We start from the raw sequence: 22,282 nt of genomic DNA, 5'->3' as shown, positions 1-22,282 counted from the left end.
GCAACCTTCAGCGGTTTACGCAATCTGACTACACGATAAAGCACTGCGTGGCTCCCGTTAACCCTTCGGATCTCAGGCATAACCCTCGAGAGGCTCTACCATCGCCCTGAAATTCCAGGCGCGTTTCGATCATTGTCTGGCTCACATTTTTTGTTCGTGAGTCCCAGATAGCTCATTGCTCATGGATGACGCCGCCATTCAGCCAGCAAACATCAGCACCACACCAAGCCCTTAGAGCACTAGGAATTCGGTCCAGAGACGGCTCAATGATGGCAAGCTGCTCTCGCTCTCCGGCTCGTCCTGCCGGGTATCACTAGTAACGGAGGGGTACCACATGGGGTTGTCGCCGGCACTCTGTATGAGCCGGGTGCCATAGAAATAGAAGCCCAGCAATATCGGGGTAACTGGATGGATGTTCCAGACGGTCACATCCGGCAAGGTCGGCGCCAGAAGGAGCAATGCCAGGAGCGCGATCAGCAGTCCGTTCTGCATCATGTTCGGCGCCGAGGCCGCCGCGTGTTCCAGGTTTGCGCGACGGTAGACCATATCGGCAATAGCCAGGAAAAAGGTCTGTACCGCGATGCCCCCAAGAGCATTACTCACAGCCAACTCCGGGTGCCCACGGTAGGCCGCTGTTACCGAGAGCACCGAACCACTGAGGGAGGTCGCTGCCCCCAGAAGCACGGCTCCAGCGGTTGCCTCACCCAGCCCGGTCCTGTCGGCGAGCTGGTCGACCACCCGTGTGATGCGTGAGCCCGCAATCGCAATGACCAGGGCACAGATGCTGAAAATTACGATGCTCTGTGACAGCGTCCAGCTGTCCAGATCCATGATCGGCAAAGCCATCCTCCTGTTGCCTCTGAAGCCTACCGCGCGGCCAACGCGAAACGCGCGACAGCGACCGGTGTCGTCAGCACTTTTTTCTCATTACCCACTAAACCCAGCTCTCAGGTCCGAGCGCGCCTAACCCCCATAGTGGCGAGACCCAGTGCAAACGTACAACCCATGGCAGGGGTTTCCCATGCCCACTTGCACTGTCACGGGCGCGAATCGGTCTCTGTCGCCGCAGCCATCACAGCGGCCCACAACGCCCAAACCGGCGCTCCCCGGTTCTTTGCCCAGGTTCTGTTTTCTGCGGCCAATGAGGGTGACCACTTTGTGGGTGGCAGAGTGAACACCGCGCCTCAGGTTTATGTTCAGCCTGGTGCGGGAGGGCGGAAGCTTCGGACTCAAACAGGCCTAGATGAACCATATGCTAGAAGCAATTGGCCAAATCGTCGCCGGGGCTGCTCTGGAAGCGCTACGTTTCAGCCTCTTAGCAAAAGAGTTGGGAAAGCCTTTTCCGTTTTAAAATCTTTTACACATCAAACCGGCACTATCTCGAATCACTGCTACGCTTAAATAGGAACCTAAATCGAATAAAAGCATGGAGCTAGCCGTGTCCAACCGTCCTGACTTCCTCTCTGGCGGAGAACCCGCCCGACTCATCCCAATAGCCGCAGACAGTGCGCGGGAACAGAAATCCGTTTCGGTACTACTTGCGGGCCTCCGCTCCGTGCTTGAACTACGCCAGGCACTGCTGAAATCCCTGAATGTCAGGGTAGGCACAAATGCCACGCTGGAAGCCTGGACAGAAGTGGTCTTCCAGAACGAGGACAAGAAAGCCGCCAAACAGAAAGACCGGCCGGATGGACTACTGATACTCCGAACAGGACGCCGCGAGTGGCGGGCATTGATTGAAGCCAAGGTCAACAACGACACCATCGGTGAAGAACAGGTTTCGCGCTACCTCCAACAAGCTAAAACCCACGGTTTGGACGCTGTGATCACCATCACCAACCAATTCGCAGCACTGCCAACTCATCACCCTGTGAAGCTTCCGAAAAACGCCACCAAGTCCGTAGCGTTATTCCATTGGTCCTGGGCCTTCATTCGCACCCAGTGTCAGCTTCTACTCAAGAACGACAGCGTTGAGGACGTAGACCAGGTATTCATACTCAGCGAGATACTGCGTTATCTTGAAAGCGACCGTTCCGGTATCAGCCACTTCGACCAGATGAATGCTGAATGGAAAGATGTCGTCAACAAGGTGAAGAGTAATGCTCCACTGGCCAAAACCAGTGATGAAGTCCAGAACACGATTGCAGCCTGGCACCAAGAGCAACGGGATCTTTGCCTCATAATGTCCCGCTTAACCGGCAGTGACGTGTCACTGAAACTGAAAAACGAACACCGGCTAGACCCCGCCAAACGCGTAAAAGACGATGCCGAAGCATTCTGTAAAGCACCTACCCTTAATTGTGCACTCAGCATTATCAACGCGGCGGCAGACTTGGAAGTGACCGCAGACCTGCAACGGCGAATGATCTACTGCTCTATGCGCCTCGCGGCCCCCAAGGACAAACAGAGCACCAAAGCAAGAGTGAACTGGCTCCTGCGCCAACTGAAGAAAACCGAGCCCGCCGGCTTCTACATTCGAGCGACCCGACCCGGCAAAGCAGAAACCACCTACCAAGCCCTGAAAGATTTACGAGATTCACCGGAGTTGCTGGAATCGGATACATCGAAAACTGCGGCTACTACGCTTGAAGTAGTTTACGAGGTGGATCTCGCTGGAAAGTTCAGTGGCCGGAAAGTGTTTGTTGAAGAACTAGAGAAAGCTGTGCCGCATTTTTATCAGGAAGCCGGCCAGTCACTGAAAGCCTGGACACCACCTCCACCCAAAATCTCTAAAACAACGCCTTTACCTAATACAGATGATGAGGACGTAACACTGGAACAGTAGTTTGTGCATAGGGAAATCCAGGAACTATTTAATAAGCACGTCATCTTCCCTTGATGACATCAGCATTGGGAAACCCGGCAGCTAACAGTGTCGGCACAGCGCCTTGTTGGCAGGTATACCACAGACTTTACTCACAAAAGCTGTGGATAACTATGTTGGAAACCTAGCGTTAACCAGGCGCCACCCTTGCCCCACGGGCGCTCAGGAAAGTTGATGCAAAAACGGACGATAGTAATGAATCTCCCATAAACAGGACGCCGAAACTCAATGGGAAACCATAGAGACCGTCATTGTTCTCACCGTAGCTGACTATCCTTGCTGCCCCGCCGATTAAAGCCGCGTGATGTAGATTGCTGCTTCTCAAGCGCAGACTGGCAGGCAATGCAGAGGCGCACACCCGGAATGGCCTTGCGGCGAGCCTCAGGAATCGCCTGGTCACACTCCTCACAATAGCGCGCACTCTCACCGCCACCAAGCTGGCTCCGTGCCCGCTGCACTTCGTCTTCAACGCTCGCGTCTATCTGATCCTGAACTGCGCCATCCCGTGACCAACCACCAGCCATAGCGTTCTCCGTTCATCAAATGAATAGATTCAGCCTAGGGAACAAAAGGATAAGCTCCCCTCACCTGCCCCATCAAAATCCGCGCGTCTTCCGGTTTCAGACCCTGTTTTCGCAACTGCGGCATCACCATTGCGCCCACATGCTTACACCGAGATTGATCAATACCGTGTTTTTTGAAGACATCAGCAATGGCCTGCGGCTGGGCATCCGGATGGGCTTTGAGCAGGTTGCCGATTTCGATGGCGCAGGCTTGGTCTTCAGGTGCGGTGTTTTGTTTGCTGCGCCAGATCAGGAAAGCGACGATGGCGGCAAAGATTCCGATGATCAGAAATTTCATTGTGTAGAACCACTGTTTCGGACAGTGACAAGCAGGATAGTTCCAAACCTCTGACCTGTTAAGTCCATCTCCGGTGGAATAGGATAACAAGCAAACCCAGCCACTTCTCCGCCTGGCATGCAGAGGCTATCAATAGCGAACTGCCGTTGACGGTTGAATGGGATGACAAAAACTGACGCATAATCACCCATCGGCGAATTGAGGGGGATTGGCCTCCGGTATCTAACCCAGGCGTAAAAGCATTTTTCTCCGAAACGCTGAATGCGTTCGTTAATGCCTTCCGGCCACGCATGGAAACGTTGAGCGCCCTCGAGAACTGAGCGCCAAATGCTTAATGCTCCTTCAAGCCACGGTAGTGATCACAAGCCCTATCCCGCTCTCGCGCCAGCCTGGGATCACTATTCCCCATGGCTGCAACTGTCGCTGCATTGCAGGCCTGACGAGCCTCATCCAAACCCGACATCGCTGGTGCCGCCCCAATATTTGCTACTGTGGGTTTGAAAGATATCGCCGCGTTGCAATACATTGTCTGGAACTTCGCTTGCTGCCAGTTACTGGAACTAGTCTGCTTCAATTCCGAACATAGCGCGTTGAACAACCGCGATGCCTTCACGGTGCACTCAGAGAATTGCCCTATCTTCTGCTTATAGTTGGCGCACACACTCTCGGAGCGAACACGCCACATCTGATGCTGGTAGGAGATGGGAACACCCTCGTATTCGACAACAACAGGTGTCACCTCAAGGTTTCTGGTTTCACTGAAATGATTCGAAACCGTCGACTGCAAGGTATTGAGGTAAGCAGCGAAAACGTAACTTACTGGATCCAAGACGTCATACTCCGTTAGCGCCACCGGCAGTGGCTAGGCCGTCAGGCAAGATATTCCACTCCAGTATCCGACACTGTCAAAAACTTCTCCTGCACCAGTTGATTAACTGCCTTCTGGATAGCCATTTCATTGCCCTGAATGCGCAGGTGAGAGGCAATGTGATTACGAAGGGCTGTGACCTTTTGGGGGCGTTTCTCTCGGGGCTTTGCGGAGAGATTCTTGATCAGTTTCTCGGTATCACCCGAGGCACCCGCCACCTTAACTTGTTTACACACCCTTCCGCTGGCCTTGATATGGGCAATCAGCGGCGAGAAACCGGAATCGTTACTGATCACCTCGAACGCGACCGAGCGCTCGGCCTGACCGTCATACTTGCCCAGATAGTACGCGAGGTGAAAGTCCAGATTATTCGCCTGACAAGCTTTCAGCTGAACAACGACCATGTTGATGGGCTTGTCGTATTTCGTTTCCGCGAAATCCAGCTTGGGCTGCTTTGCTCCGAGAAACACAATGACTCGGTCGTAGTCGGAGAGATTAACCTTGCCGAGGTTTCCGATGTTTTCGTAATCAATAAAAGCCCATTTCACCTTTTAAATTCCTTATCAGTAAAAAACAATCTCATATACCCCGGCATCACCGACTCCCCATATGTAATTACTGAAAAATCACGAAATAAATGCTTTTCCAATGTTAGAGAAAAGTGATTTAAACCCTTTTAGATCGGCAGGCGAAACGTTCTTAGTCTTTTTGAATTCCTCAAGAAGCTTGGTTTTAAGCTCGTTTTTCGCCGACTTCCTTGTCTTAGTGTCCGTCGACGTCAATTTCATCACTAAATCAGTATTATTTCCGTAAACATTGGATAAAACATTTTTCGGCAAAAGCCCTTCAATACAATCCTTTCCTGCTTCATTCAGGCCTACGGCCATATGATCAACTTCATCTTCCAAGCTAAGATGAGACATTATTCTATTTAGTTCATTTTTAGCATCCAAATCATATGTAACATAAACACGATTAAACTTCTCAATCACAAACTTTAGCATTATAGAGTTCTTCAAGGCATCTTTTCCACCATATGCAATAACCTCAACTCCTTCAGGTATGGCAAACCCTTTAATCCCTAACGAAGAAATATACTCTAAATATTCTTTATCTATTGGCCCTTCAACCAAAACCGCATTATCTCTTGAGGCTTTAACGACATCACCCCATGGCTCAACGGACTCATGATTTAAGCCTAATATTTCTCCAAACGGCTCCATCCATTTTTCACGCGAAACATCGACAACAACAGTTTCTTTAAGCCTATTTCTAAAAACCTTCCTATCGAGAAGCACATTTGACTCAGGCTGCTCTTGACACAACATATAAGGACTATGGGTTGTAATAATAATTTGTATTTCAAGCTCTCTTGAAAGCCCTCTAATAACTCTCCCAAACTCTGCCTGTGCGGAAGGATGAAGAAAGCTTTCTGGTTCCTCTATGATAATAATTGGTGTGATTCTATTTTCGTCATTAGATTGCTGCTTAACTCGGCTTGCAGATAAAATAGACATCATAATTTGGGTACGATTCTGTGTTCCTGCACCCCAGTCATCCAACGGCACCTCTAATCCCTTATCTTTTAGATTTATCCCCAAAGGAATTGAGTCTCTGAAAAGCCCATCAAATACCGTTAGCTCAACCTCGTATTTATCTTCCAGCTTACCTAGTAGCCCTGAAAGCTCTCCTCTATGCTCTGAAGCAAACTTCTTAACTTTCTTTCTGATTCTTTCTTGCTCTCTTTTTAAATCTTCCTTTTCATCTTTAGAAAGCATCATCTCATGAAAACTTTTAGCTCCAGAAGGGTAGTAGATTTTGTTACCACCACCAGTAGAGTTATGTAGAAAAACGGTATTGGAAGACGACAGCCTTTGGTATATCTCTCCCGTTTCATATTTTTTTAAAACCTGCCCATTTATCAATATTGATATTTCCTTTTCCTCTTTCTCCTTAATTTTCACATTAACTTCCAATTGAAAATTATCAGAAAGGTCATCAATTCCGGCTATTTTCTTTACAAAACTATAAAGCCCAGGATCAGCTTCTTTCGAGGCGGTCAAATAGTAACCAAACTCTATCGGTGAATTATTAGACACCCATTGCGTTTTAGATGCCGTATAAGATATAGAGTCCTCATAATCAAAAAGAGAAAATGCCTTTTCCTGCCCCTTAAAAAGAGATCTAATACACTTTATGACAGATGTTTTTCCGGCATTATTTCTACCACTAACAGATGCAAAATACCCATCAAAGGTCAAAGTAACATTTTCAAGCGTTCTAAAGTTCTTAATCTCTAATTTATCAATTTTCATTAAATAAAGGCCTCAACATCAAAATCATCAATCAAAAAAAAACAAAACAAATTTATAAATAAAATCACGAAATACCAACCATCCCTCGGCACCTGGGAAACGCCATACAACCATAAAGCTCCTTCCCAGCATTCGACCCACGCTTCACCCTCCGCTTTACCATCTCACCCTGGCATTTGGGGCACCTCGGCGCGCTCGCTTTCTGCTCCACAATGCTCTTCACATGGGCCACATGCTGCCGATGGTTCCGGAAGGTTGCCGCCAAACGCCCGGTTTCGATTTTTGAGACGATGTCCTGCACTTCCGCTTCGGCAAGCACCTCTTCTGTGCGAGATTTAATAAAGCGAATGTATCCACCACCGTAAGTGACGTTGTCCGGCATGGGCGTTTTGAAAGTTGAATCCCCCACAAACACCACCAGCGAAACTACCTGCTCATCGCCGAGGCCCAACAAGCTTTGCAGTGTCCTCACGTGTTTGTAGTTTTGATGCAGCGGGTTCTGGAATTTCTGCGAGTGCTTGAAGATCTTCTGCGTCCAATACCGCTGTTTTGCGTTACCGAAGATCCAGCCCTTCATGTTCTTGGTTTCCACCACAAACACGCCATACCGGGAGACAATGATGTGATCGATCTGGGTGGTGCCGTCTTCGGTGGGCAAGGTGACGTTTTTGATGAGGTGGTAGCGGGTTTTGTCGAGAAACAGCTTTGCGGCGAGGTTGACCATGGCTTCGCCGGCTTTGCCTTTGAACCAGGGTGTTCTCAGAATTGGCAACAGGATAAACAGTGGTACGAAATACCAGACTTGATTCGGTAGAGAGTTCAGGAGGGTGTTGAATAGCTGGCCGAAGTCCATCGGTTTTCCTTAACAGCTGCGCAATCCGTTTCTTATAACTACACACTAACCTACTCTTCAGTAAACTTCCCATACCGTCAAGGTCAAATTTTGTAAACCATATACTGAAAAAGCCGCGCGGTTTCCCGAGCGGCTTTTTCGTTTCTGAGGGGACGACGGAATCAAGCGGCGGCCAGGTATGCTCCCGCCACAGCCAACACTCCCCCAATCCCACGACTAAACCGGCTATCCGCCCTCAGCATCAGACTACCCAGCCCACGCCCAACCAGCGTGATGGCCAGGGTGGCGATGGAGAAACCGGCCAGGTAGGCCGCCAACGTAGCGCCTTCCGGCATTTCCGCCCCATGCGCAAAACCGTGAAACAGCATGAAGGCACCAACCAGAGTGCCACCCACGGCGGTGGGCAGCTTGGCCAGGGTGGCGATGAGGATGCCCGCCACCAGTACCGAGAAGGTAATGCCTGTTTCCACGCCTGGCAGGCTCAGGCCGCCCCAGGCCAGGGCGGCGCCGAATACCATGCCGCCGATGACGAAGGCGGGGGTGGCGTTTTTCATGAGTTTGCTCTGGCGCACGCTCCAGAAGCCGATGGCGGCCATAGCCAGCAAGTGATCCAGGCCTAGCATGGGGTGCAGCAGGCCGCTGGTGAAGCCGCCTTCGGTGTGGCCGGGGTGGGCCATGGCGGTGGCGGAGGCTGTCAGCAGCGCGGCGGTGGCGAGAAGTTTTGAAGTCAGTTTCATGGTGTTGCTCCTGGTGGTTCTGTAATCGTATTGTTTCGTTTGCTCAGGCTATTTCAGCCAGTTTCTCAGGACGCCTTTCCGGCAGCATGCCGCGCTCCAGAATGAAGCTGATGATGGTGTCCAGCCCTACCCCGTCGTACAGGTTGGTGAACACGAAGGGGCGTTCGCCACGCATTTTTTTGCTGTCCCGTTCCATTACCTCCAGGGAGGCGTGTACCTGTTCGGCGATGTCGATCTTGTTGATGATCAGCAGGTCGGATTTGGTGATTCCGGGGCCACCTTTACGGGGGATCTTGTCGCCGGCGGACACGTCGATCACGTACAGGGTGAGGTCGCTCAGCTCCGGACTGAAGGTGGCGGATAGGTTGTCGCCGCCGGATTCCACCAGCACCAACTCCAGATCCGGATGGCGGCGCTGGAGGTCGTCAATGGCCGCCAGGTTCATAGAGGCATCCTCGCGAATGGCCGTGTGCGGGCAACCGCCAGTTTCCACGCCCAGGATGCGGTCTGCGGCCAGGGCTTCGTGGCGCAGCAGGAAGTCGGCGTCTTCCCGGGTGTAGATGTCGTTGGTGACCACGGCGATGTCGTAGTGGTCCCGCAGGGCGGTGCATAGCTGGCGTAGCAATGCGGTTTTACCAGACCCGACCGGGCCGCCGACGCCTACTCTCAGACAATGTGTCATGGCTGTATCTCCTTGATGTTTTTATTCAGCTTCTGAAAAGCCGTGAATACTGGGTTTCATGCAGGGCACTGCCGAGCGCGAGGCCCGGCAGGATGGGCCCGAGTTCGTGGTCTTGCCGTGCCAGCGCCTGGTCGGTGGCAATCACCAGGGCCGGGCGCAGTTGTTCGATAATCCGTTGGGCGGCGGTGTGGCCCAGGGGCAAGGCTTTGCAGGCCACCGCCAGCTGGTTTTCCAGCCAGGCCCAGGCAAAGCCCAGCAGGGTTTGCCGCACCGGCACCCGGCGTACCTGGGCGGCCCAGGCAAACAGGGTGATGTAGCCGGGCTCGGCCGGAATCAGGGTTCTCTCCGGCAGCAGGTTGAGGTTGCCCAGCAGGGTTTTAAGGGCACCGCCCAGGCGAGTGTCTTCGTCGCTCAGTTCTGCGGTTTCCCGGGTGGCGTGCAGCCACTGGTTCCAGTGCGCGATGGTGGCGCCGTTGTCGTTCGCCCAGGCGGTTTGCAGCCGGGCCAGTAATGGCAGTTCACACCGGCTCAGGCCGTCTTCCAGTACGCCTTCAATCCACCGGGCCAGTTCCGCTTCGTTGTTCACCCAACCCAGCTCAAAGGCACTTTCCAGGCCCTGGGACCAGGCAAAGGCGCCGATGGGCAAAGCCGGGCTGACCAGCTGCATCAGCCCCAGCAAAGCCAGGTCGCCGCCGGGCTCGCTCTCACCCGCCATGGCTGCTGGCTCAGTGGGTGTGCTTGTGGCCGTGAGCATGGGTATGTCCAGCAGCGTGAGTGTGGTCATGGCTTTTACCGTGCAAGTGCTCATGAGAGTCCGCGTGGGAATGGCCCTGGCCGGCCTGGTTGTAGGCTCCGGGTTCCGGGTCGAAGGTGGCGGTGTGGTGCACTACGGTGGCGCCCAGGCGTTCGGCCAGCTCTTCCAATACGTGATCGGGCGGAAAGCGCACGAAGGCGCCCTGCTCGTCTTCACCGATCGCCAGGGTGACGTGGCGGTTGCCCAGGTGGTAACACAAGCGGGCCAGCGGCAGGCCGGTTTCTACGCGGGCGGTGACCACACGCTCCTCGGCAGCGCGAATGCGGATGATCTCGCCGGATTTCGCTTCCAGCAGGTCGCCATCTCTCAGCACCGGGCCCCGGTCCAGAAACAGGCCCACGTCCAGGTTGGTTTCGGTGGTGGCCCGCAGGCGGCCGCGAATGCGCAGTTCGTAGGGCAGCACCAGGTTGTCGTGGATTTCGCTGGCGTCTACTTGGGTAATGCGTTTTATCAGTTCCAACATCCGTTCGTTCCTCTCCCAGCCTTGAGCTGTCTTGCTTAAAAACCAGCCTTAGGCTGTATTGATTAAAAAAGGTGGTAGCGCTGGGCCAGGGGCAGTTCGGTCGCTGGCTCGCAGGTGAGCAATTCGCCATCGGCGTGCACTTCGTAGGTTTGCGGGTCTACGGTCAGGTGCGGGCAGGCGTCGTTCAGTTTCATGTGCTGCTTGCGCACGTCCCGCACGCCTTTGCAGGCGGAGAGCGGGCTGTCCAGGCCCAGTTCTTCACCAATATTGGCGTCCAGCGCGGCCTGGCTGACGAAGGTCAGGCGGGTGGCACTGGCCGCTTTGCCGAAGGCGCCGAACATGGGGCGATAGTGCACCGGCTGCGGCGTGGGAATAGAAGCGTTCGGGTCGCCCATGGGGGCAGCGGCAATCATGCCGCCCTTGAGGATGCAGGCGGGCTTCACGCCGAAAAAGGCCGGGCTCCACAACACCAGGTCGGCCAGCTTGCCCACTTCCACCGAGCCCACCTCATGGGCGATGCCGTGGGTAATGGCGGAGTTGATGGTGTACTTGGCGATGTAGCGTTTGGCGCGGAAGTTGTCGGCGCCGCGTTCCTGGTCTTCCGGCAACAGGCCGCGCTGCACTTTCATTTTGTGGGCGGTTTGCCAGGTACGGCAGATCACCTCGCCCACCCGGCCCATGGCCTGGGAATCCGAGGAGATCATGGAGATCACGCCCATGTCGTGCAGGATGTCTTCCGCCGCGATGGTTTCCCGGCGGATGCGGGAGTCGGCAAAGGCCACGTCTTCCGGGATGTTCGGGTCCAGGTGGTGGCATACCATCAGCATGTCCAGGTGCTCATCCACGGTGTTCACCGTGTAGGGCCGCGTGGGGTTAGTGGACGACGGCAGTACATAGTCCTTGGAGCAGGCGGTGATGATGTCCGGAGCGTGGCCACCGCCGGCACCTTCGGTGTGGAAGGTGTGAATGCAGCGGCCTTTGAAGGCGGCCAGGGTGTCTTCCACAAAGCCGGATTCGTTCAGGGTGTCGGTGTGGATGGCCACCTGGATGTCGTATTGGTCGGCCACGGTCAGGCAGTTGTCGATGCTGGCCGGGGTGGTGCCCCAGTCTTCGTGCAGTTTGAGGCCGATCACGCCGGCTTTTACCTGCAGCTCCAGCGCTTCCGGCAGGCTGGCGTTGCCTTTGCCCAGAAAGCCGATGTTCATGGGCAGGCTGTCCACGGCCTGCAGCATCTTGCCGATGTGCCAGGGGCCCGGGGTACAGGTGGTGGCGTTGGTGCCGGTGGCCGGGCCGGTACCGCCGCCGAGCATGGTGGTCACGCCGCTCATCAGGGCTTCTTCCACCTGCTGGGGGCAGATGAAGTGGATGTGGGGGTCGATGCCGCCGGCGGTGAGGATCTTGCCTTCGCCGGCGATGATTTCGGTGCCGGGGCCGATGACGATGGTCACATCTGGCTGGGTGTCCGGGTTGCCGGCTTTGCCGATGGCGGCGATGCGGCCTTTCTGGATGCCTACGTCGGCTTTGACGATGCCCCACCAGTCGAGGATGAGGGCGTTGGTGATGACGGTGTCCATCACTTCGTCGTCGCAGCGCTGGCTCTGGCCCATGCCATCGCGGATGACTTTACCGCCGCCGAATTTTACTTCGTCGCCGTAGTGGGTGTGGTCTTCTTCCACTTCAATCCACAGTTCGGTGTCGCCCAGGCGGACCCGGTCCCCTACGGTGGGGCCGTACATGTCGGCGTAGGCTTGTCTGCTGATTTTCATCTTATCCCTCGTTGTAACTTGGGTGCTGGGGCCGGTCGGGTAAGGCTTTCCAGGAAACGCTCCTGGCGGCACATCCATGTGGCGCTTGTTCTCCGGCATCCATGCCTCCGCACATTCCTGGAAAGCCTTACCCGACCGACCCTCATAGTTATTTCGTGGAGTCCAAACTCCCCATTACTTCACCCCGGAAGCCATAGATTTCGCGCTTTCCTGCAAACGGAATCAGCGTCACAGACCGGGTCTGGCCAGGTTCAAAGCGAATAGCAGTGCCGGCGGCCACGTCCAGGCGGTAGCCGCGGGCCTTGGCGCGATCGAAGTCCAGGGCGGGGTTGGCTTCGGCGAAGTGGTAGTGGGAGCCGATCTGCACCGGGCGGTCGCCGGTGTTGCCGACGTCCAGCTGGATGCGTTCGCGGCCGGCGCAGAGTTCGATGTCGCCGTCTTTGAGTTGGTATTCACCGGGGATCATGTGTCTGCTCCTTAGACGATGGGGTTGTGGACCGTCACGAGTTTCGTTCCGTCCGGGAAGGTGGCTTCCACCTGGACTTCGTGCACCATGTCAGCCACGCCGTCCATCACGTCTTCGCGGGTGAGGATTTCGGTGCCGGCGCTCATCAGTTCGGCCACAGTGCGGCCTTCGCGGGCGCCTTCCATGATTTCGGCGCTGATCAGGGCCACCGCTTCGGGGTAGTTCAGTTTCAGGCCTTTGGCTTTGCGGCGTTCGGCCAGCAGGGCGGCGGTGAACAGCAGCAGCTTGTCTTTGTCTCTGGGGGTGAGTTCCATGGATGACTCCGTTGTCTCTTATGCGTCAGGTATGCCAGATTCTGGGTGTGTGGGCCGGTACGCCGGCGAGCAGAGGGCGCAGCAGGTGCCAGGCCTGTTCACACAGGGCCCAGGCTTCGTTGCGTTCGGTGCCCAGGTAGCGCAGGAGCAGCACGCCCCGGCGCCGGGTCACGGCCCAGCGGTTGTGGTCTGGTAACTGTGCTCTCAGCACGTCGATGGCGGCGGCTCCGTCGTCCAGGCCAACGGCCCATAGGGTGGCCTGTACAGTGGCGCCACCCTGGCCCCAGGGGCCGTTGAACCGGCGGTGTTTCGGGTTCAGCAGCTGGCGCTCCAGCCACAGCGGCTGGCCGTTCAGGCTTAAATGGAAACGCTGTTCCAGTTCGCCGGTGGCAAACGGCAGGTCGCTGGCCGGGCGGCCCAGCGCGAGCACTTCCCAGCCCAGGGTTCGGGCGCCGGTTTCCAGTTCAATGGTGGTGGTTTGCAAACCACGGGAGCCGTCGAAGGCGATGGTTTCCTGGGGCAGGTATTCCAGAATCGCGTCTTTGGCTACCAGCAACCGGGTGTGCTGGCCCCAGGCCACGCCATGGCTGTCGGCCTTGTACAGTTTCGCTGCGGCGGGGGTGGTCAAAAGCACGTGGCCACCTTCGGCCACATAGGCTTCGATGCGCAGTTCGTCGCCGCTCACCAGGCCACCCGGGGGATGCAGCAGGTACACATGGCAGCAGCCGGTTTTGCCCTCCGGGTAGAAGGGGCGCTGCACCCGCAGTGGGCCATGGTGGCGCCGGCGCACCAACCGGGTTACCGGCGCAGGTTCGCTCTCGGTACGTGCCTCAAAGCCCAGTTCCAGGGCCGCCGCCCAGCGCCGTTCCGTGTCGAAACGGTGGCCGGAGGCGTGGCGGTCGATGGCTTGGTAGGCGGTCATACGGTCAGGTGCTGTTTGATGAGTTCATCGGTCAGCCCGGTAATATCGCCTTCGGCCACACGCCGGCCCCGGTCGAGGATGGCGAAGCGGTCGGCGTATTTGCGGGCAAACGGCAGTTTCTGCTCCACCAGCAGCACAGTCAGGCCGTCTTCTTCAATCAACCGACGAATCACCTCGCCAATCTGGGCCACGATGTTGGGCTGGATGCCCTCCCCCGGCTCGTCGAGGATCAGCAGTCTCGGCTCAATCACCAGCGCCCGGCCAATGGCCAGCTGTTGCTGCTGGCCGCCGGAGAGGTCGCCGCCGCGGCGGTGTTTCATTTCTTTCAGCACCGGGAAGAGTTCGTAGATGCGCTCGGGGATTTGCTTACTGCCATCGGCCCGCACCGCCAGGCCGGTGCGCAGGTTTTCCTCCACGGTAAGCAGTGGGAAAATCTGCCGGCCCTGGGGCACGTAGCCGATGCCCAGGCGGGAGCGGTCCTCGATTTTCTTTTTGGTAAGTTCCACATCCTGGGCAAACTCGATGGCACCGCTTTTCACGGTTTCCTCGCCCATGATGCATTTCATCAGAGTGGTCTTGCCTACGCCGTTGCGGCCCATCACGCAGGTACACTGGCCCTGGGGCACGTCCAGCTCCAGATCCCAGAGAGTGTGGCTTTCGCCGTAGAACTGGTTGAGCTTTTCAATCTTGAGCATCAGGCCTCCTCCCCGAGATACACCTTGATCACGTCCGGGTCGTTGGAGACCTGGTCCATGGTGCCTTCGGCCAGCACACTGCCCTGGTGCAGTACCGTGACTTTGCGGGCGATGGAGCGCACGAAGCCCATGTCGTGCTCTACCACCACCACGGACTGTTTGCCCGCGAGACTGGTGAGCAACTCGGCGGTGCGTTCCATTTCCTGTTCGGTCATGCCGGCCACGGGCTCGTCCACCAGCAGCAGCCGGGGTTTCTGCATCAGCAGCATGCCGATCTCCAGCCACTGTTTCTGGCCGTGGGAGAGGATGCCGGCGGGCTTGTCGCGCAGCGCCTGTAAACCGATCATTTCCAGGATTTCGTCAATCCGGTCCCGGTATTCCGCGGTCATGATGGCGGTCAGGGTGGGCAGGATGCGTTTGTCGGCGGCCATGGCCAGTTCGAGGTTTTCGAACACGGTCAGGGCCTCGAACACGGTGGGCTTCTGGAACTTGCGGCCAATGCCCAGGGTGGCAATATCCGGCTCGTTCATGCGCAGCAGGTTGTGGCGGCTGCCGAACCACACCGAGCCGGTATCGGGCCGGGTTTTACCGGTGATGATGTCCATCATGGTGGTTTTACCCGCCCCGTTGGGACCGATGATGCAACGCAGTTCGCCGTCGTCAATGGTGAGGTTGAGGTTGTTGATAGCCTTGAAGCCATCGAAGCTCACGCTTACGTCTTCCATGTACAGGATCGGCCCGTGGCGCACATCGACCGGCGACGCCACGGGGGTGAGAAAATCGAACACCTGGTCCCGGTTAGTGAGTTGTTCAAAGATGCTCATGCGGTGGCCTCCTGAGCGGCGGGTTGGTCATCGTCCTTCTGGCGGCGTTTCTGTAGCAGGCCGGCAATGCCCTTGGGCAGGAACACGGTCACCAGCACAAACAGCGCCCCCAGGGCGAACAGCCAGGCGTCTGGCATGACGCCGGTGAACACGGTTTTGGCGTAGTTCACCAGGATGGCGCCGATCACCGCCCCGTAAAGCGTTGCGCGACCACCCAGGGCCACCCACACCACGATTTCAATAGAGAACAGCGGCGAGAATTCGCTTGGGTTGATGATGCCCACCTGTGGCACATACAACGCGCCGGCCACACCCGCCAGCATGGCGGAGACCACGAACACAAACAGCTGCACCCGCTCCACCCGGTAACCCAGGAACCGGGTACGGGCTTCGGCATCGCGGCAGGCCACGCTGACCCGGCCCAGCTTGCTGGTCACAATGGCACGGCACACGACATAGCCCACCGCCAGCGCGATGCCGGTCGCCAGGAAAAGGCCAAGCCGGGTGGCGTCGCTGCGCAGGTTGAAGCCGAGGATGTCTTTGAAATCGGTCAGGCCGTTGTTGCCACCGAAGCCCATCTCGTTGCGGAAGAACGCCAGCATCAACGCAAAGGTGAGTGCCTGGGTGATGATGGAGAGGTACACGCCGGTTACCCGGGAGCGGAAGGCCAGGAAGCCGAACACCAGCGCCAGCAGGCCCGGGGCCAGCAGCACCATGATGAAGGCGAACCAGGCCATATCGAACCCTTGCCAGTACCAGGGCAGCTCCTGCCAGTTCAGGAACACCATGAAGTCCGGCAACACAGGATCGCCATACACGCCGCGATCACCGATCTGGCGCATCAGGTACATGCCCATGGCGTAGCCGCCGAGGGCAAAGAAGGCGCCGTGGCCCAGACTGAGAATGCCCAGATAACCCCACACCAGGTCCACCGCCACCGCCAGCAGGGCGTAGCACAGGTACTTACCCAAAAGGGTAACGGTGTAAGCACTTACATGCAGGGCACTGTCTTCCGGCATATACAGATGCAGGAAGGTAACCACCACCAGGGCGGCGAACAGCACACCAAGGAAAACTTGGGTGGAACGCTCCTGGAAGGGCCGGAGCAGCCAGGTTTGTGATGTCGCCATAACTCAGCCCTCCGCCGCCCGGCCTTTCTGCGGGAATAGCCCGCGTGGCCGCTTTTGAATGAACAGAATGATCAGCACCAGCACCATGATTTTGGCGAGGACCGCACCAGCCCAGGGTTCCAGCAGCTGGTTGATGGTGCCCAGGGAAAGCCCGGCAATGAGGGTGCCCCAGAGATTGCCCACACCACCGAACACCACCACCATGAACGAGTCGATGATGTAGTTCTGGCCCAGGTTGGGGCCAACGTTGGTGATCTGCGACAGGGCCACGCCCGCCAGCCCGGCCACACCGGAGCCCAGGGCGAAGGTCATAATGTCCACTTTGGTGGCTTTAATGCCCATGGAGCGGGCCATGGCCCGGTTCTGGGTAACAGCACGGACTTCCAGACCCAGGCGTGTCTTGCGCATGATCAGCATCAGCCCGGCGAATACCACCAGAGCAAAGCCAATCACGTACAGGCGGTTGAGGGTGAGCGACAGCGCTTCGTTTACCATGATCGAGCCGCTCATCCACTCAGGCGTGACCACCGTGCGGTTGAGCGGGGAAATCACGGTGCGCACCAGCTGCTGCAGGATCAGGCTGATGCCGAAGGTGGCCAACAGGGTTTCCAGCGGGCGGCCTTTGAGGTACTGAATCACGCTGCGCTCAATGGCGATACCCGCCAGCGCCGCCACAAGGAAGCCGGCCGGGATGGAGAGGATCAGGGCCAGGCCAGGCTGGCCGGGGAACAGCTGCTGCATACCCCAGGTGGTGTAGGCACCGAGCATGATCAGCTCACCGTGGGCCATATTGATCACGCCCATCACGCCGAAGGTGATGGCCAGGCCAATGGCGGCCAGTACCAGTACCGAGCCCAGAGACAGGCCAAAGTACAGGGTCTCGGCGGCGCGATTGAGTTTCAGTTTCTGCTCAATGCTGGCCAGGGCCTTTTCGGCCGCCGCCGCCAGCGCGGGGTTATCGCTGTTCACGGCGTTATTCAGGGCCGCGCGGGCTTTCGGGTTCAGGCTGCCAGACAGCACTTCAACCGCGTCCACATGGCCTTGCTGAACCTGATGGATCGCGAGCGCCTGGGTAAGCATGGCCCGTACCTCTTGATGCTCTTCCACTTGCAGGCGGGCCTCAAGCTGGGTCGCCAGCGCAGGATTTACCTCGCCCAGCAAATTGCGGGCGGCGTCGAGGCGCTGGTCCGGGTCGGCCACGGTCAGGTCGATGACCGAGAGAATGCCTTCAATCTCGGCCCGCAGGGCGTTGTTCACCCCCACGCTTTGCAAATCCCGGCGCGACATTTCGCCCAGGGCTTCGCCGGTCATGGCATCGGCAATTTCCCAGTTTCGGCCCCGGTTGTTAACCACGATCACCAGGGCGCCGGTGTCTTCAATCATCGCGAGTTTGCGGTCGCGAACCGCCTCCAGCCAGCCCCGGGCGCGTTCGTCGCCGGTTTCGGAGAGGGCTTTGAGTAATTCGGTTTTTTCAGCTTGCCCGGCTTCTGCGAGCCGTTTCAGCAGCGCTTCGGGCGCATCGCTCTGCGCCTGGGCATTCGCCAGTGTGGCCCCAAGGGCCAGACAGACAGCCAATACCATCCTGGCGAGCAGTCGGTGAATGCTCATGATTCATTCCTGTTGACTTGGGAATTCGGGAGCGGTGCCGGGCAGGCTCAGGCCTGCCCGGCTGTGCCCGGTTGGAGCTTAGTTGGAGGCCACGTCAGCCGAGCCACCACCGCACTTGCCGGTGACCACGTTGAAGTTGCCGCAGCGCAGGGGCGCGCGCCAGTCGCTGATCAGATCCTTGGAGCCCGGCAGGAAGTCAGACCAGGCATCGCCAGCCACGGTGGACGGGGTTTCCCAGACTACGGAGAACTGGCCGTTGTCCTGGATCTCGCCAATCAGCACCGGCTTGGTGATGTGATGGTTCGGCATCATGGTGGCGTAGCCGCCGGTGAGGTTGGGCACGCTCACCCCGATGATGGCGTCTTTCACTTCATCCACGTCGGCGGTGCCGGCTTTCTTGACCGCTTCAACGTACATGTTGAAACCGATGTAGTGGGCCTCCATAGGGTCGTTGGTAACGGCGGCATCGTCGCCCTTGTAGGCAACCCAGGCGTCGATGAAGTCGTAGTTGGCGTCGTTATCCACGCTCATGAAGTAGTTCCAGGCAGCCAGGTGGCCAACCAGCGGAGCGGTGTCGATGCCGGAGAGTTCCTGTTCACCCACGGAGAACGCAACCACGGGAATGTCGGTGGCGGAAATGCCCTGGTTGCCCAGTTCACGGTAGAAGGGCACGTTGGCGTCGCCGTTGATGGTGGAAACCACGGCGGTCTTCTTGCCGGCGCTGCCGAACTTTTTGATGTCAGACACGATGGTCTGCCAGTCCGAGTGGCCGAAAGGCGTGTAGTTGATCATGATGTCGCCGGCGGCCACACCTTTGTCTTTCAGGTAGGTTTCCAGAATCTTGTTGGTGGTGCGCGGGTAAACGTAATCCGTGCCCGCCAGCACCCAGCGCTCAACACCCAGATCGTTCATCAGGTAATCCACCGCTGGAATCGCCTGCTGGTTGGGCGCTGCACCGGTGTAGAACACGTTTTCAGACGATTCCTCGCCCTCGTACTGAACCGGGTAGAACAGCAGGCCGTTCAGCTCCTCAACCACTGGCAATACGGATTTACGGGACACCGAGGTCCAGTTACCGAAGATCACGTCGACTTTTTCTTTTTCCAGCAACTCACGGGCTTTCTCCGCGAACAATGGCCAGTTGGAAGCAGGGTCAACCACCACCGGCTCCAGTTGGCGACCAAGCACGCCACCGGCTTCGTTCTGCTTTTCAATCAGCATCATCATGGTGTCTTTCAGTGCGGTCTCACTGATGGCCATGGTGCCGGACAGGGAATGGAGAATACCCACTTTGATGGGGTCTTCGGCGGCAAACGCGGTATTGATGGAACCGAGGGAGACAGACAGCGCCAATGCAGAGAGGCCCAGTTTCACGTGTTTTTTGATGCTCATGTTGTGCGTCCTTTTCGTTGGGTTATGAGTCGTCAACGCCTGAACCCCATAGCATCAGCTGTTCCAACACCACAGAAAATACTTTAAAAACATCACGTTATATATTGTTCGGCGCGCATTTCGTAATCGCGCCACAAGATAGCGCACTAACCTTTGCTTCAATTCAGTGCACTGGGCAACCAAGCGCGCTGTTTGTGTGCACGACGCTCGTAGCACCCAAACCATGAACCCAAATTCACCGAAATACTCACAACGATGTAAGACATCTCGCACACACCAACGAGCCGATGTCCGGTATTTCCCCCACTCATGTTCAGTAAAATGGCGGTTGTCAGGGATGATAAGCCAGCACGGACGTTGGCTCAGGGATGGAAACTCCACGGATTCAGGAGTTGCCCGAAGGACAGGGCTGCAAGGATGAACGCAAGGACGAAGTGCTCAGGATGATGCGCGCCTGACGGATCAGGCAGGGGTCAGCCACGGAATGTCGGGACTACACGGATCGTAGTCCCATTCCGTGCACTCAGGCTCCAACACCTACCTACCGCCCTACCAGCAACCACTCGCTGTCATGCCTGACTGTTCATAACAACATTATCGACACTCAGGAGTTCTCCGATGAAACACAACGCCCTTCTGGCAACCCTCGTTTTGCTGTTCAGCCTGGCCACCGGCTTTGCCTACGCCAACGAAGCTGAAACCATCAATATCAATACAGCCGATGTAGCTACCCTGGCCTCGCTGAACGGCATTGGCGAAGCCAAGGCACAGGCGATCATCACTTACCGCGAAGAAAACGGCCCGTTTTCCGCCACCGAAGAGCTTGCCAAGGTGAAAGGTATTGGTGCCCGTACGGTTGAGAAGAATGCCGAGCGGCTCGCCGTAGAGTAAGACCCTGTCGGGCAGCCCCGGCTGCCCTTCCCTGCCCCTCTGGCGCAGCCATGCTGCCGCTGCTACCCTTGCCGGCCAACCCACACCAATCCGGCAGATTCAGATGATTCAAGGCGCCCTTTTGATTGCCCTGGCCGCGCTGCTCTGGGCCACCACAGGCATTGTTGCCAAGTTTCTGTTTACCGGCACAGAGCTTGAGGCCATCACCCTCGGTTTTCTTCGGCTGGTGGTTGCCCTGCCGTTCTTCTGGCTGTTGATGCGCCGGGAGCAGAAGCAACTGGTTGCCGCCCACCCCGGCCAGCAGGTTGCCGGCAGCTCGCTCCGTTCGCTGGGCCTGAAAGCCTTTTTGCCATTGGCCGCCCTTGGCCTGTTCCAGGCGTTTTACCAGGGCAGCTACCTGCTGGCCGTCGACCTGACCGGCGCTGGCATTGCCACCCTGATTTCCCTGTGCCTGCCGCCCGTCCTGGTGGCCATTCTGGCCGCGCCGCTGCTCGGGGAAAAACCGAACCTGCTGACGGTCATCGCAGCACTCGCCGCCATTGCCGGCACCGGCATGCTGGTGGTCAGCGATATGGATACCGCCGGTTCACTGCGCCTTGCAGGTATTCTGATGGCGTTGCTGGCTGCCGCCGTCTATACCGGCTTCACACTGACCAGCCGCTACAACTCTGCCGGCACACCGGTATTCACAACAGCGTTTATCTGCTTTGCCACGGCAGCGTTACTGCTGTTGCCGGTGGTTGCATTCAGTGGAGGTTTTGAAGGGCTGGACACTCTCGGGCTGAAGCACTGGCTGATGATTGTCTACATCGGCGTGGTGCCCACCTGCATCGGCTATGTGAGCTTTTTTAGCGGTATGAAAACCACACCAGCAACCTTGTCCAGCATTATCGTAACGCTGGAGCCGCTCTTTGTGGCGCTACTGGCCTGGGTGATTCTGGGGGAAGTGTTGGGGCCTGTCGGTATTGCCGGAGCACTGATTCTGACCATAGCGGTGATCGTGGCCTCCCGCTATGGCAAATCCCCGGATACCAGTGCCGAGCACTGATACCGGGGCTACCGCTGGTTAACACGCGCAGAGATCAGCTGTCTTTGCGCTGTTTTTCCAGCATGTTCGGCTGCAGGATTTCAATCCAGTAGCCGTCCGGGTCTTTGATAAAGGCCAGGCCTTTCATCTTTCCGTCGTCCGGCTTCTTCACAAACTCCACGCCCAGTTTTTCGAAACGCTCGCACGCGGCGTAAACATCCGGCACTGCAACACCGATGTGGCCAAAGCCCTGGGGCTGGTCGTTGCCATTGTGGTAAGCGAAGTCTGCATCGTCTTCGGTACCCCAGTTGTGGGTGAGTTCCAGCATGGCTTCGCGCCCGAAGGTATAGGTTGTGCGATGGGCATCGTCTGCCGGTACAGATTGGGCCTGTTTGTCATCCAGGTAGCCGAGGAAATAGAGCGTGAACTTCATTTCCGGGAAATCCAGTTTACGCACCAGCCGCATCCCCATTACCCGGGTGTAGAAGTCCAGGGAGCGCTCAGGCTCTTTAATGCGCATCATGGTCTGGTTGAACACATAACCTTCGGTTTCCGGTACCGGAGCGTCGTAAAGACCGGGCGCCTGCTCGAAATGCTTGGGCATCGTGGTTTCCCCTTTGGTTTAGAGGGTGATTTTTGGGATTCAATCCCTATAACTGCGTGCTGCTGGCGCGGATTTCAAGGTCATAGACCGCTCCCATGCGACCAGCCGGTTTGTGAAACAGCGCACAGATACCCGCGCCCTCCCCGCCTAAAGTACACCTGTACAACAAATAACCACCGCAGCCTTGGTTGTGTTGTCCCTGCGGGCTTGTCAAAACAACAACAAA

The 22,282-nt window shown here is 57.1% G+C and carries 25 protein-coding genes; 4 read left to right on the top strand and 21 right to left on the bottom strand.

The features are described 5' to 3' along the window. Positions 1-231: 231 nt before the first annotated feature. Positions 232-831, bottom strand: a complete 600-nt coding sequence (locus tag B2589_RS07785; RefSeq protein ID WP_286816173.1) for a hypothetical protein — start codon at positions 829-831, stop codon at positions 232-234. 174 nt (positions 832-1,005) lie between these two features. On the opposite strand from B2589_RS07785, the gene B2589_RS07780 reads away from it, so the two are divergent. Then, positions 1,006-1,401, top strand: a complete 396-nt coding sequence (locus tag B2589_RS07780; RefSeq protein ID WP_286816170.1) for a tautomerase family protein — start codon at positions 1,006-1,008, stop codon at positions 1,399-1,401. Positions 1,402-1,438: 37 nt separating this feature from the next. After that, entirely contained in the window at positions 1,439-2,785 is a 1,347-nt protein-coding gene (locus B2589_RS07775; RefSeq protein ID WP_286816169.1) for a hypothetical protein, read from the top strand. A gap of 296 nt (positions 2,786-3,081) precedes the next feature. On the opposite strand, the gene B2589_RS07770 is transcribed toward B2589_RS07775, so the two are convergent. The 19 genes from B2589_RS07770 to urtA all read right to left on the bottom strand — a co-directional run bounded on the left by B2589_RS07770 (position 3,082) and on the right by urtA (position 19,534). After that, on the bottom strand, positions 3,082-3,348 hold the full coding sequence (locus B2589_RS07770; protein WP_222179326.1) for a DksA/TraR family C4-type zinc finger protein: 267 nt from the start codon (positions 3,346-3,348) through the stop codon (positions 3,082-3,084). A 34-nt stretch (positions 3,349-3,382) separates the two neighbouring features. Next, the gene (locus B2589_RS07765; protein WP_286816168.1) at positions 3,383-3,685 is read right to left on the bottom strand and encodes a hypothetical protein; all 303 of its coding nucleotides are present in this window, start codon (positions 3,683-3,685) and stop codon (positions 3,383-3,385) included. Between the two features lie 331 nt (positions 3,686-4,016). After that, complete coding sequence (locus B2589_RS07760; protein ID WP_286816167.1) at positions 4,017-4,514, bottom strand: hypothetical protein; 498 nt, start codon at positions 4,512-4,514, stop codon at positions 4,017-4,019. Between the two features lie 41 nt (positions 4,515-4,555). Next, positions 4,556-5,101 (bottom strand): PIN domain-containing protein, encoded by a 546-nt coding sequence (locus B2589_RS07755; protein WP_286816166.1) that lies wholly within the window; start codon positions 5,099-5,101, stop codon positions 4,556-4,558. 78 nt (positions 5,102-5,179) lie between these two features. Next, positions 5,180-6,868: an ATP-dependent nuclease gene (locus tag B2589_RS07750; RefSeq protein WP_286816165.1), complete on the bottom strand. Its 1,689-nt coding sequence runs from the start codon at positions 6,866-6,868 to the stop codon at positions 5,180-5,182. 64 nt (positions 6,869-6,932) lie between these two features. Further along, positions 6,933-7,721, bottom strand: coding sequence for a nuclease-related domain-containing protein (locus B2589_RS07745; protein WP_286816164.1), 789 nt, complete (start codon positions 7,719-7,721; stop codon positions 6,933-6,935). A gap of 161 nt (positions 7,722-7,882) precedes the next feature. Next, entirely contained in the window at positions 7,883-8,458 is a 576-nt protein-coding gene (locus B2589_RS07740) for a HupE/UreJ family protein (RefSeq protein WP_222472977.1), read from the bottom strand. Between the two features lie 43 nt (positions 8,459-8,501). Then, the gene (ureG, locus tag B2589_RS07735; protein ID WP_286816163.1) at positions 8,502-9,140 is read right to left on the bottom strand and encodes an urease accessory protein UreG; all 639 of its coding nucleotides are present in this window, start codon (positions 9,138-9,140) and stop codon (positions 8,502-8,504) included. A 25-nt stretch (positions 9,141-9,165) separates the two neighbouring features. Further along, on the bottom strand, positions 9,166-9,894 hold the full coding sequence (locus tag B2589_RS07730) for an urease accessory protein UreF (protein WP_414673940.1): 729 nt from the start codon (positions 9,892-9,894) through the stop codon (positions 9,166-9,168). After that, positions 9,866-10,417, bottom strand: a complete 552-nt coding sequence (gene ureE, locus B2589_RS07725) for an urease accessory protein UreE (protein ID WP_286816162.1) — start codon at positions 10,415-10,417, stop codon at positions 9,866-9,868. The genes B2589_RS07730 and ureE overlap by 29 nt, the downstream gene beginning before the upstream one ends. 62 nt (positions 10,418-10,479) lie before the next feature. Then, positions 10,480-12,183, bottom strand: a complete 1,704-nt coding sequence (ureC, locus tag B2589_RS07720; protein WP_286816161.1) for an urease subunit alpha — start codon at positions 12,181-12,183, stop codon at positions 10,480-10,482. A 148-nt stretch (positions 12,184-12,331) separates the two neighbouring features. After that, positions 12,332-12,649 carry an urease subunit beta gene (locus tag B2589_RS07715; protein WP_278350408.1) on the bottom strand — a complete coding sequence of 106 codons (318 nt, stop codon included), beginning with the start codon at positions 12,647-12,649 and terminating at the stop codon, positions 12,332-12,334. Between the two features lie 11 nt (positions 12,650-12,660). Beyond that, complete coding sequence (gene ureA / locus B2589_RS07710; RefSeq protein ID WP_022992779.1) at positions 12,661-12,963, bottom strand: urease subunit gamma; 303 nt, start codon at positions 12,961-12,963, stop codon at positions 12,661-12,663. 25 nt (positions 12,964-12,988) lie between these two features. Then, a complete protein-coding gene (locus tag B2589_RS07705; protein WP_286816159.1) occupies positions 12,989-13,885 on the bottom strand; it encodes an urease accessory protein UreD in 897 nt (298 codons plus the stop codon). Continuing rightward, positions 13,882-14,580, bottom strand: coding sequence for an urea ABC transporter ATP-binding subunit UrtE (urtE, locus tag B2589_RS07700; protein ID WP_094623767.1), 699 nt, complete (start codon positions 14,578-14,580; stop codon positions 13,882-13,884). Before urtE ends, B2589_RS07705 begins: the two co-directional genes overlap by 4 nt. Beyond that, a complete protein-coding gene (gene urtD / locus B2589_RS07695; protein ID WP_286816157.1) occupies positions 14,580-15,404 on the bottom strand; it encodes an urea ABC transporter ATP-binding protein UrtD in 825 nt (274 codons plus the stop codon). Before urtD ends, urtE begins: the two co-directional genes overlap by 1 nt. Then, positions 15,401-16,534, bottom strand: coding sequence for an urea ABC transporter permease subunit UrtC (urtC, locus tag B2589_RS07690; protein WP_286816156.1), 1,134 nt, complete (start codon positions 16,532-16,534; stop codon positions 15,401-15,403). Before urtC ends, urtD begins: the two co-directional genes overlap by 4 nt. Before the next feature lie 3 nt (positions 16,535-16,537). Beyond that, complete coding sequence (gene urtB, locus B2589_RS07685; protein WP_286816155.1) at positions 16,538-18,142, bottom strand: urea ABC transporter permease subunit UrtB; 1,605 nt, start codon at positions 18,140-18,142, stop codon at positions 16,538-16,540. Between the two features lie 78 nt (positions 18,143-18,220). Then, positions 18,221-19,534, bottom strand: a complete 1,314-nt coding sequence (gene urtA, locus B2589_RS07680; RefSeq protein ID WP_022989768.1) for an urea ABC transporter substrate-binding protein — start codon at positions 19,532-19,534, stop codon at positions 18,221-18,223. A gap of 618 nt (positions 19,535-20,152) precedes the next feature. On the opposite strand from urtA, the gene B2589_RS07675 reads away from it, so the two are divergent. Both B2589_RS07675 and B2589_RS07670 read left to right on the top strand, forming a co-directional pair. Beyond that, positions 20,153-20,425 carry a ComEA family DNA-binding protein gene (locus B2589_RS07675; protein ID WP_058341622.1) on the top strand — a complete coding sequence of 91 codons (273 nt, stop codon included), beginning with the start codon at positions 20,153-20,155 and terminating at the stop codon, positions 20,423-20,425. Positions 20,426-20,528: 103 nt separating this feature from the next. After that, a complete protein-coding gene (locus B2589_RS07670; protein ID WP_022989765.1) occupies positions 20,529-21,473 on the top strand; it encodes a DMT family transporter in 945 nt (314 codons plus the stop codon). A 34-nt stretch (positions 21,474-21,507) separates the two neighbouring features. Here the strand turns inward: B2589_RS07670 and gloA are convergent, their stop codons facing one another. Continuing rightward, complete coding sequence (gloA, locus tag B2589_RS07665; protein WP_022989764.1) at positions 21,508-22,056, bottom strand: lactoylglutathione lyase; 549 nt, start codon at positions 22,054-22,056, stop codon at positions 21,508-21,510. Positions 22,057-22,282: the final 226 nt, after the last annotated feature.

It is taken from the genome of Marinobacter sp. UBA3607 (assembly GCF_002375525.1).
Lineage (GTDB): Bacteria > Pseudomonadota > Gammaproteobacteria > Pseudomonadales > Oleiphilaceae > Marinobacter > Marinobacter vinifirmus.
This window is presented reverse-complemented; position numbering and strand designations above follow the sequence as displayed.

Coding starts and splice junctions, on each gene's coding strand:
- B2589_RS07770 (WP_222179326.1), bottom strand. CDS start 3,348: ATGGCTGGTGGTTGGTCACGGGATGGCGCAGTTCAGGATCAGATAGAC.
- urtD (WP_286816157.1), bottom strand. CDS start 15,404: ATGAGCATCTTTGAACAACTCACTAACCGGGACCAGGTGTTCGATTTT.
- B2589_RS07765 (WP_286816168.1), bottom strand. CDS start 3,685: ATGAAATTTCTGATCATCGGAATCTTTGCCGCCATCGTCGCTTTCCTG.
- B2589_RS07705 (WP_286816159.1), bottom strand. CDS start 13,885: ATGACCGCCTACCAAGCCATCGACCGCCACGCCTCCGGCCACCGTTTC.
- B2589_RS07740 (WP_222472977.1), bottom strand. CDS start 8,458: ATGAAACTGACTTCAAAACTTCTCGCCACCGCCGCGCTGCTGACAGCC.
- urtB (WP_286816155.1), bottom strand. CDS start 18,142: ATGAGCATTCACCGACTGCTCGCCAGGATGGTATTGGCTGTCTGTCTG.
- ureE (WP_286816162.1), bottom strand. CDS start 10,417: ATGTTGGAACTGATAAAACGCATTACCCAAGTAGACGCCAGCGAAATC.
- B2589_RS07715 (WP_278350408.1), bottom strand. CDS start 12,649: ATGATCCCCGGTGAATACCAACTCAAAGACGGCGACATCGAACTCTGC.
- gloA (WP_022989764.1), bottom strand. CDS start 22,056: ATGCCCAAGCATTTCGAGCAGGCGCCCGGTCTTTACGACGCTCCGGTA.
- B2589_RS07745 (WP_286816164.1), bottom strand. CDS start 7,721: ATGGACTTCGGCCAGCTATTCAACACCCTCCTGAACTCTCTACCGAAT.
- B2589_RS07785 (WP_286816173.1), bottom strand. CDS start 831: ATGGATCTGGACAGCTGGACGCTGTCACAGAGCATCGTAATTTTCAGC.
- urtC (WP_286816156.1), bottom strand. CDS start 16,534: ATGGCGACATCACAAACCTGGCTGCTCCGGCCCTTCCAGGAGCGTTCC.
- ureC (WP_286816161.1), bottom strand. CDS start 12,183: ATGAAAATCAGCAGACAAGCCTACGCCGACATGTACGGCCCCACCGTA.
- ureG (WP_286816163.1), bottom strand. CDS start 9,140: ATGACACATTGTCTGAGAGTAGGCGTCGGCGGCCCGGTCGGGTCTGGT.
- urtE (WP_094623767.1), bottom strand. CDS start 14,580: ATGCTCAAGATTGAAAAGCTCAACCAGTTCTACGGCGAAAGCCACACT.
- B2589_RS07670 (WP_022989765.1), top strand. CDS start 20,529: ATGATTCAAGGCGCCCTTTTGATTGCCCTGGCCGCGCTGCTCTGGGCC.
- B2589_RS07750 (WP_286816165.1), bottom strand. CDS start 6,868: ATGAAAATTGATAAATTAGAGATTAAGAACTTTAGAACGCTTGAAAAT.
- urtA (WP_022989768.1), bottom strand. CDS start 19,534: ATGAGCATCAAAAAACACGTGAAACTGGGCCTCTCTGCATTGGCGCTG.
- B2589_RS07780 (WP_286816170.1), top strand. CDS start 1,006: ATGGCAGGGGTTTCCCATGCCCACTTGCACTGTCACGGGCGCGAATCG.
- B2589_RS07730 (WP_414673940.1), bottom strand. CDS start 9,894: ATGCTCACGGCCACAAGCACACCCACTGAGCCAGCAGCCATGGCGGGT.
- B2589_RS07675 (WP_058341622.1), top strand. CDS start 20,153: ATGAAACACAACGCCCTTCTGGCAACCCTCGTTTTGCTGTTCAGCCTG.
- ureA (WP_022992779.1), bottom strand. CDS start 12,963: ATGGAACTCACCCCCAGAGACAAAGACAAGCTGCTGCTGTTCACCGCC.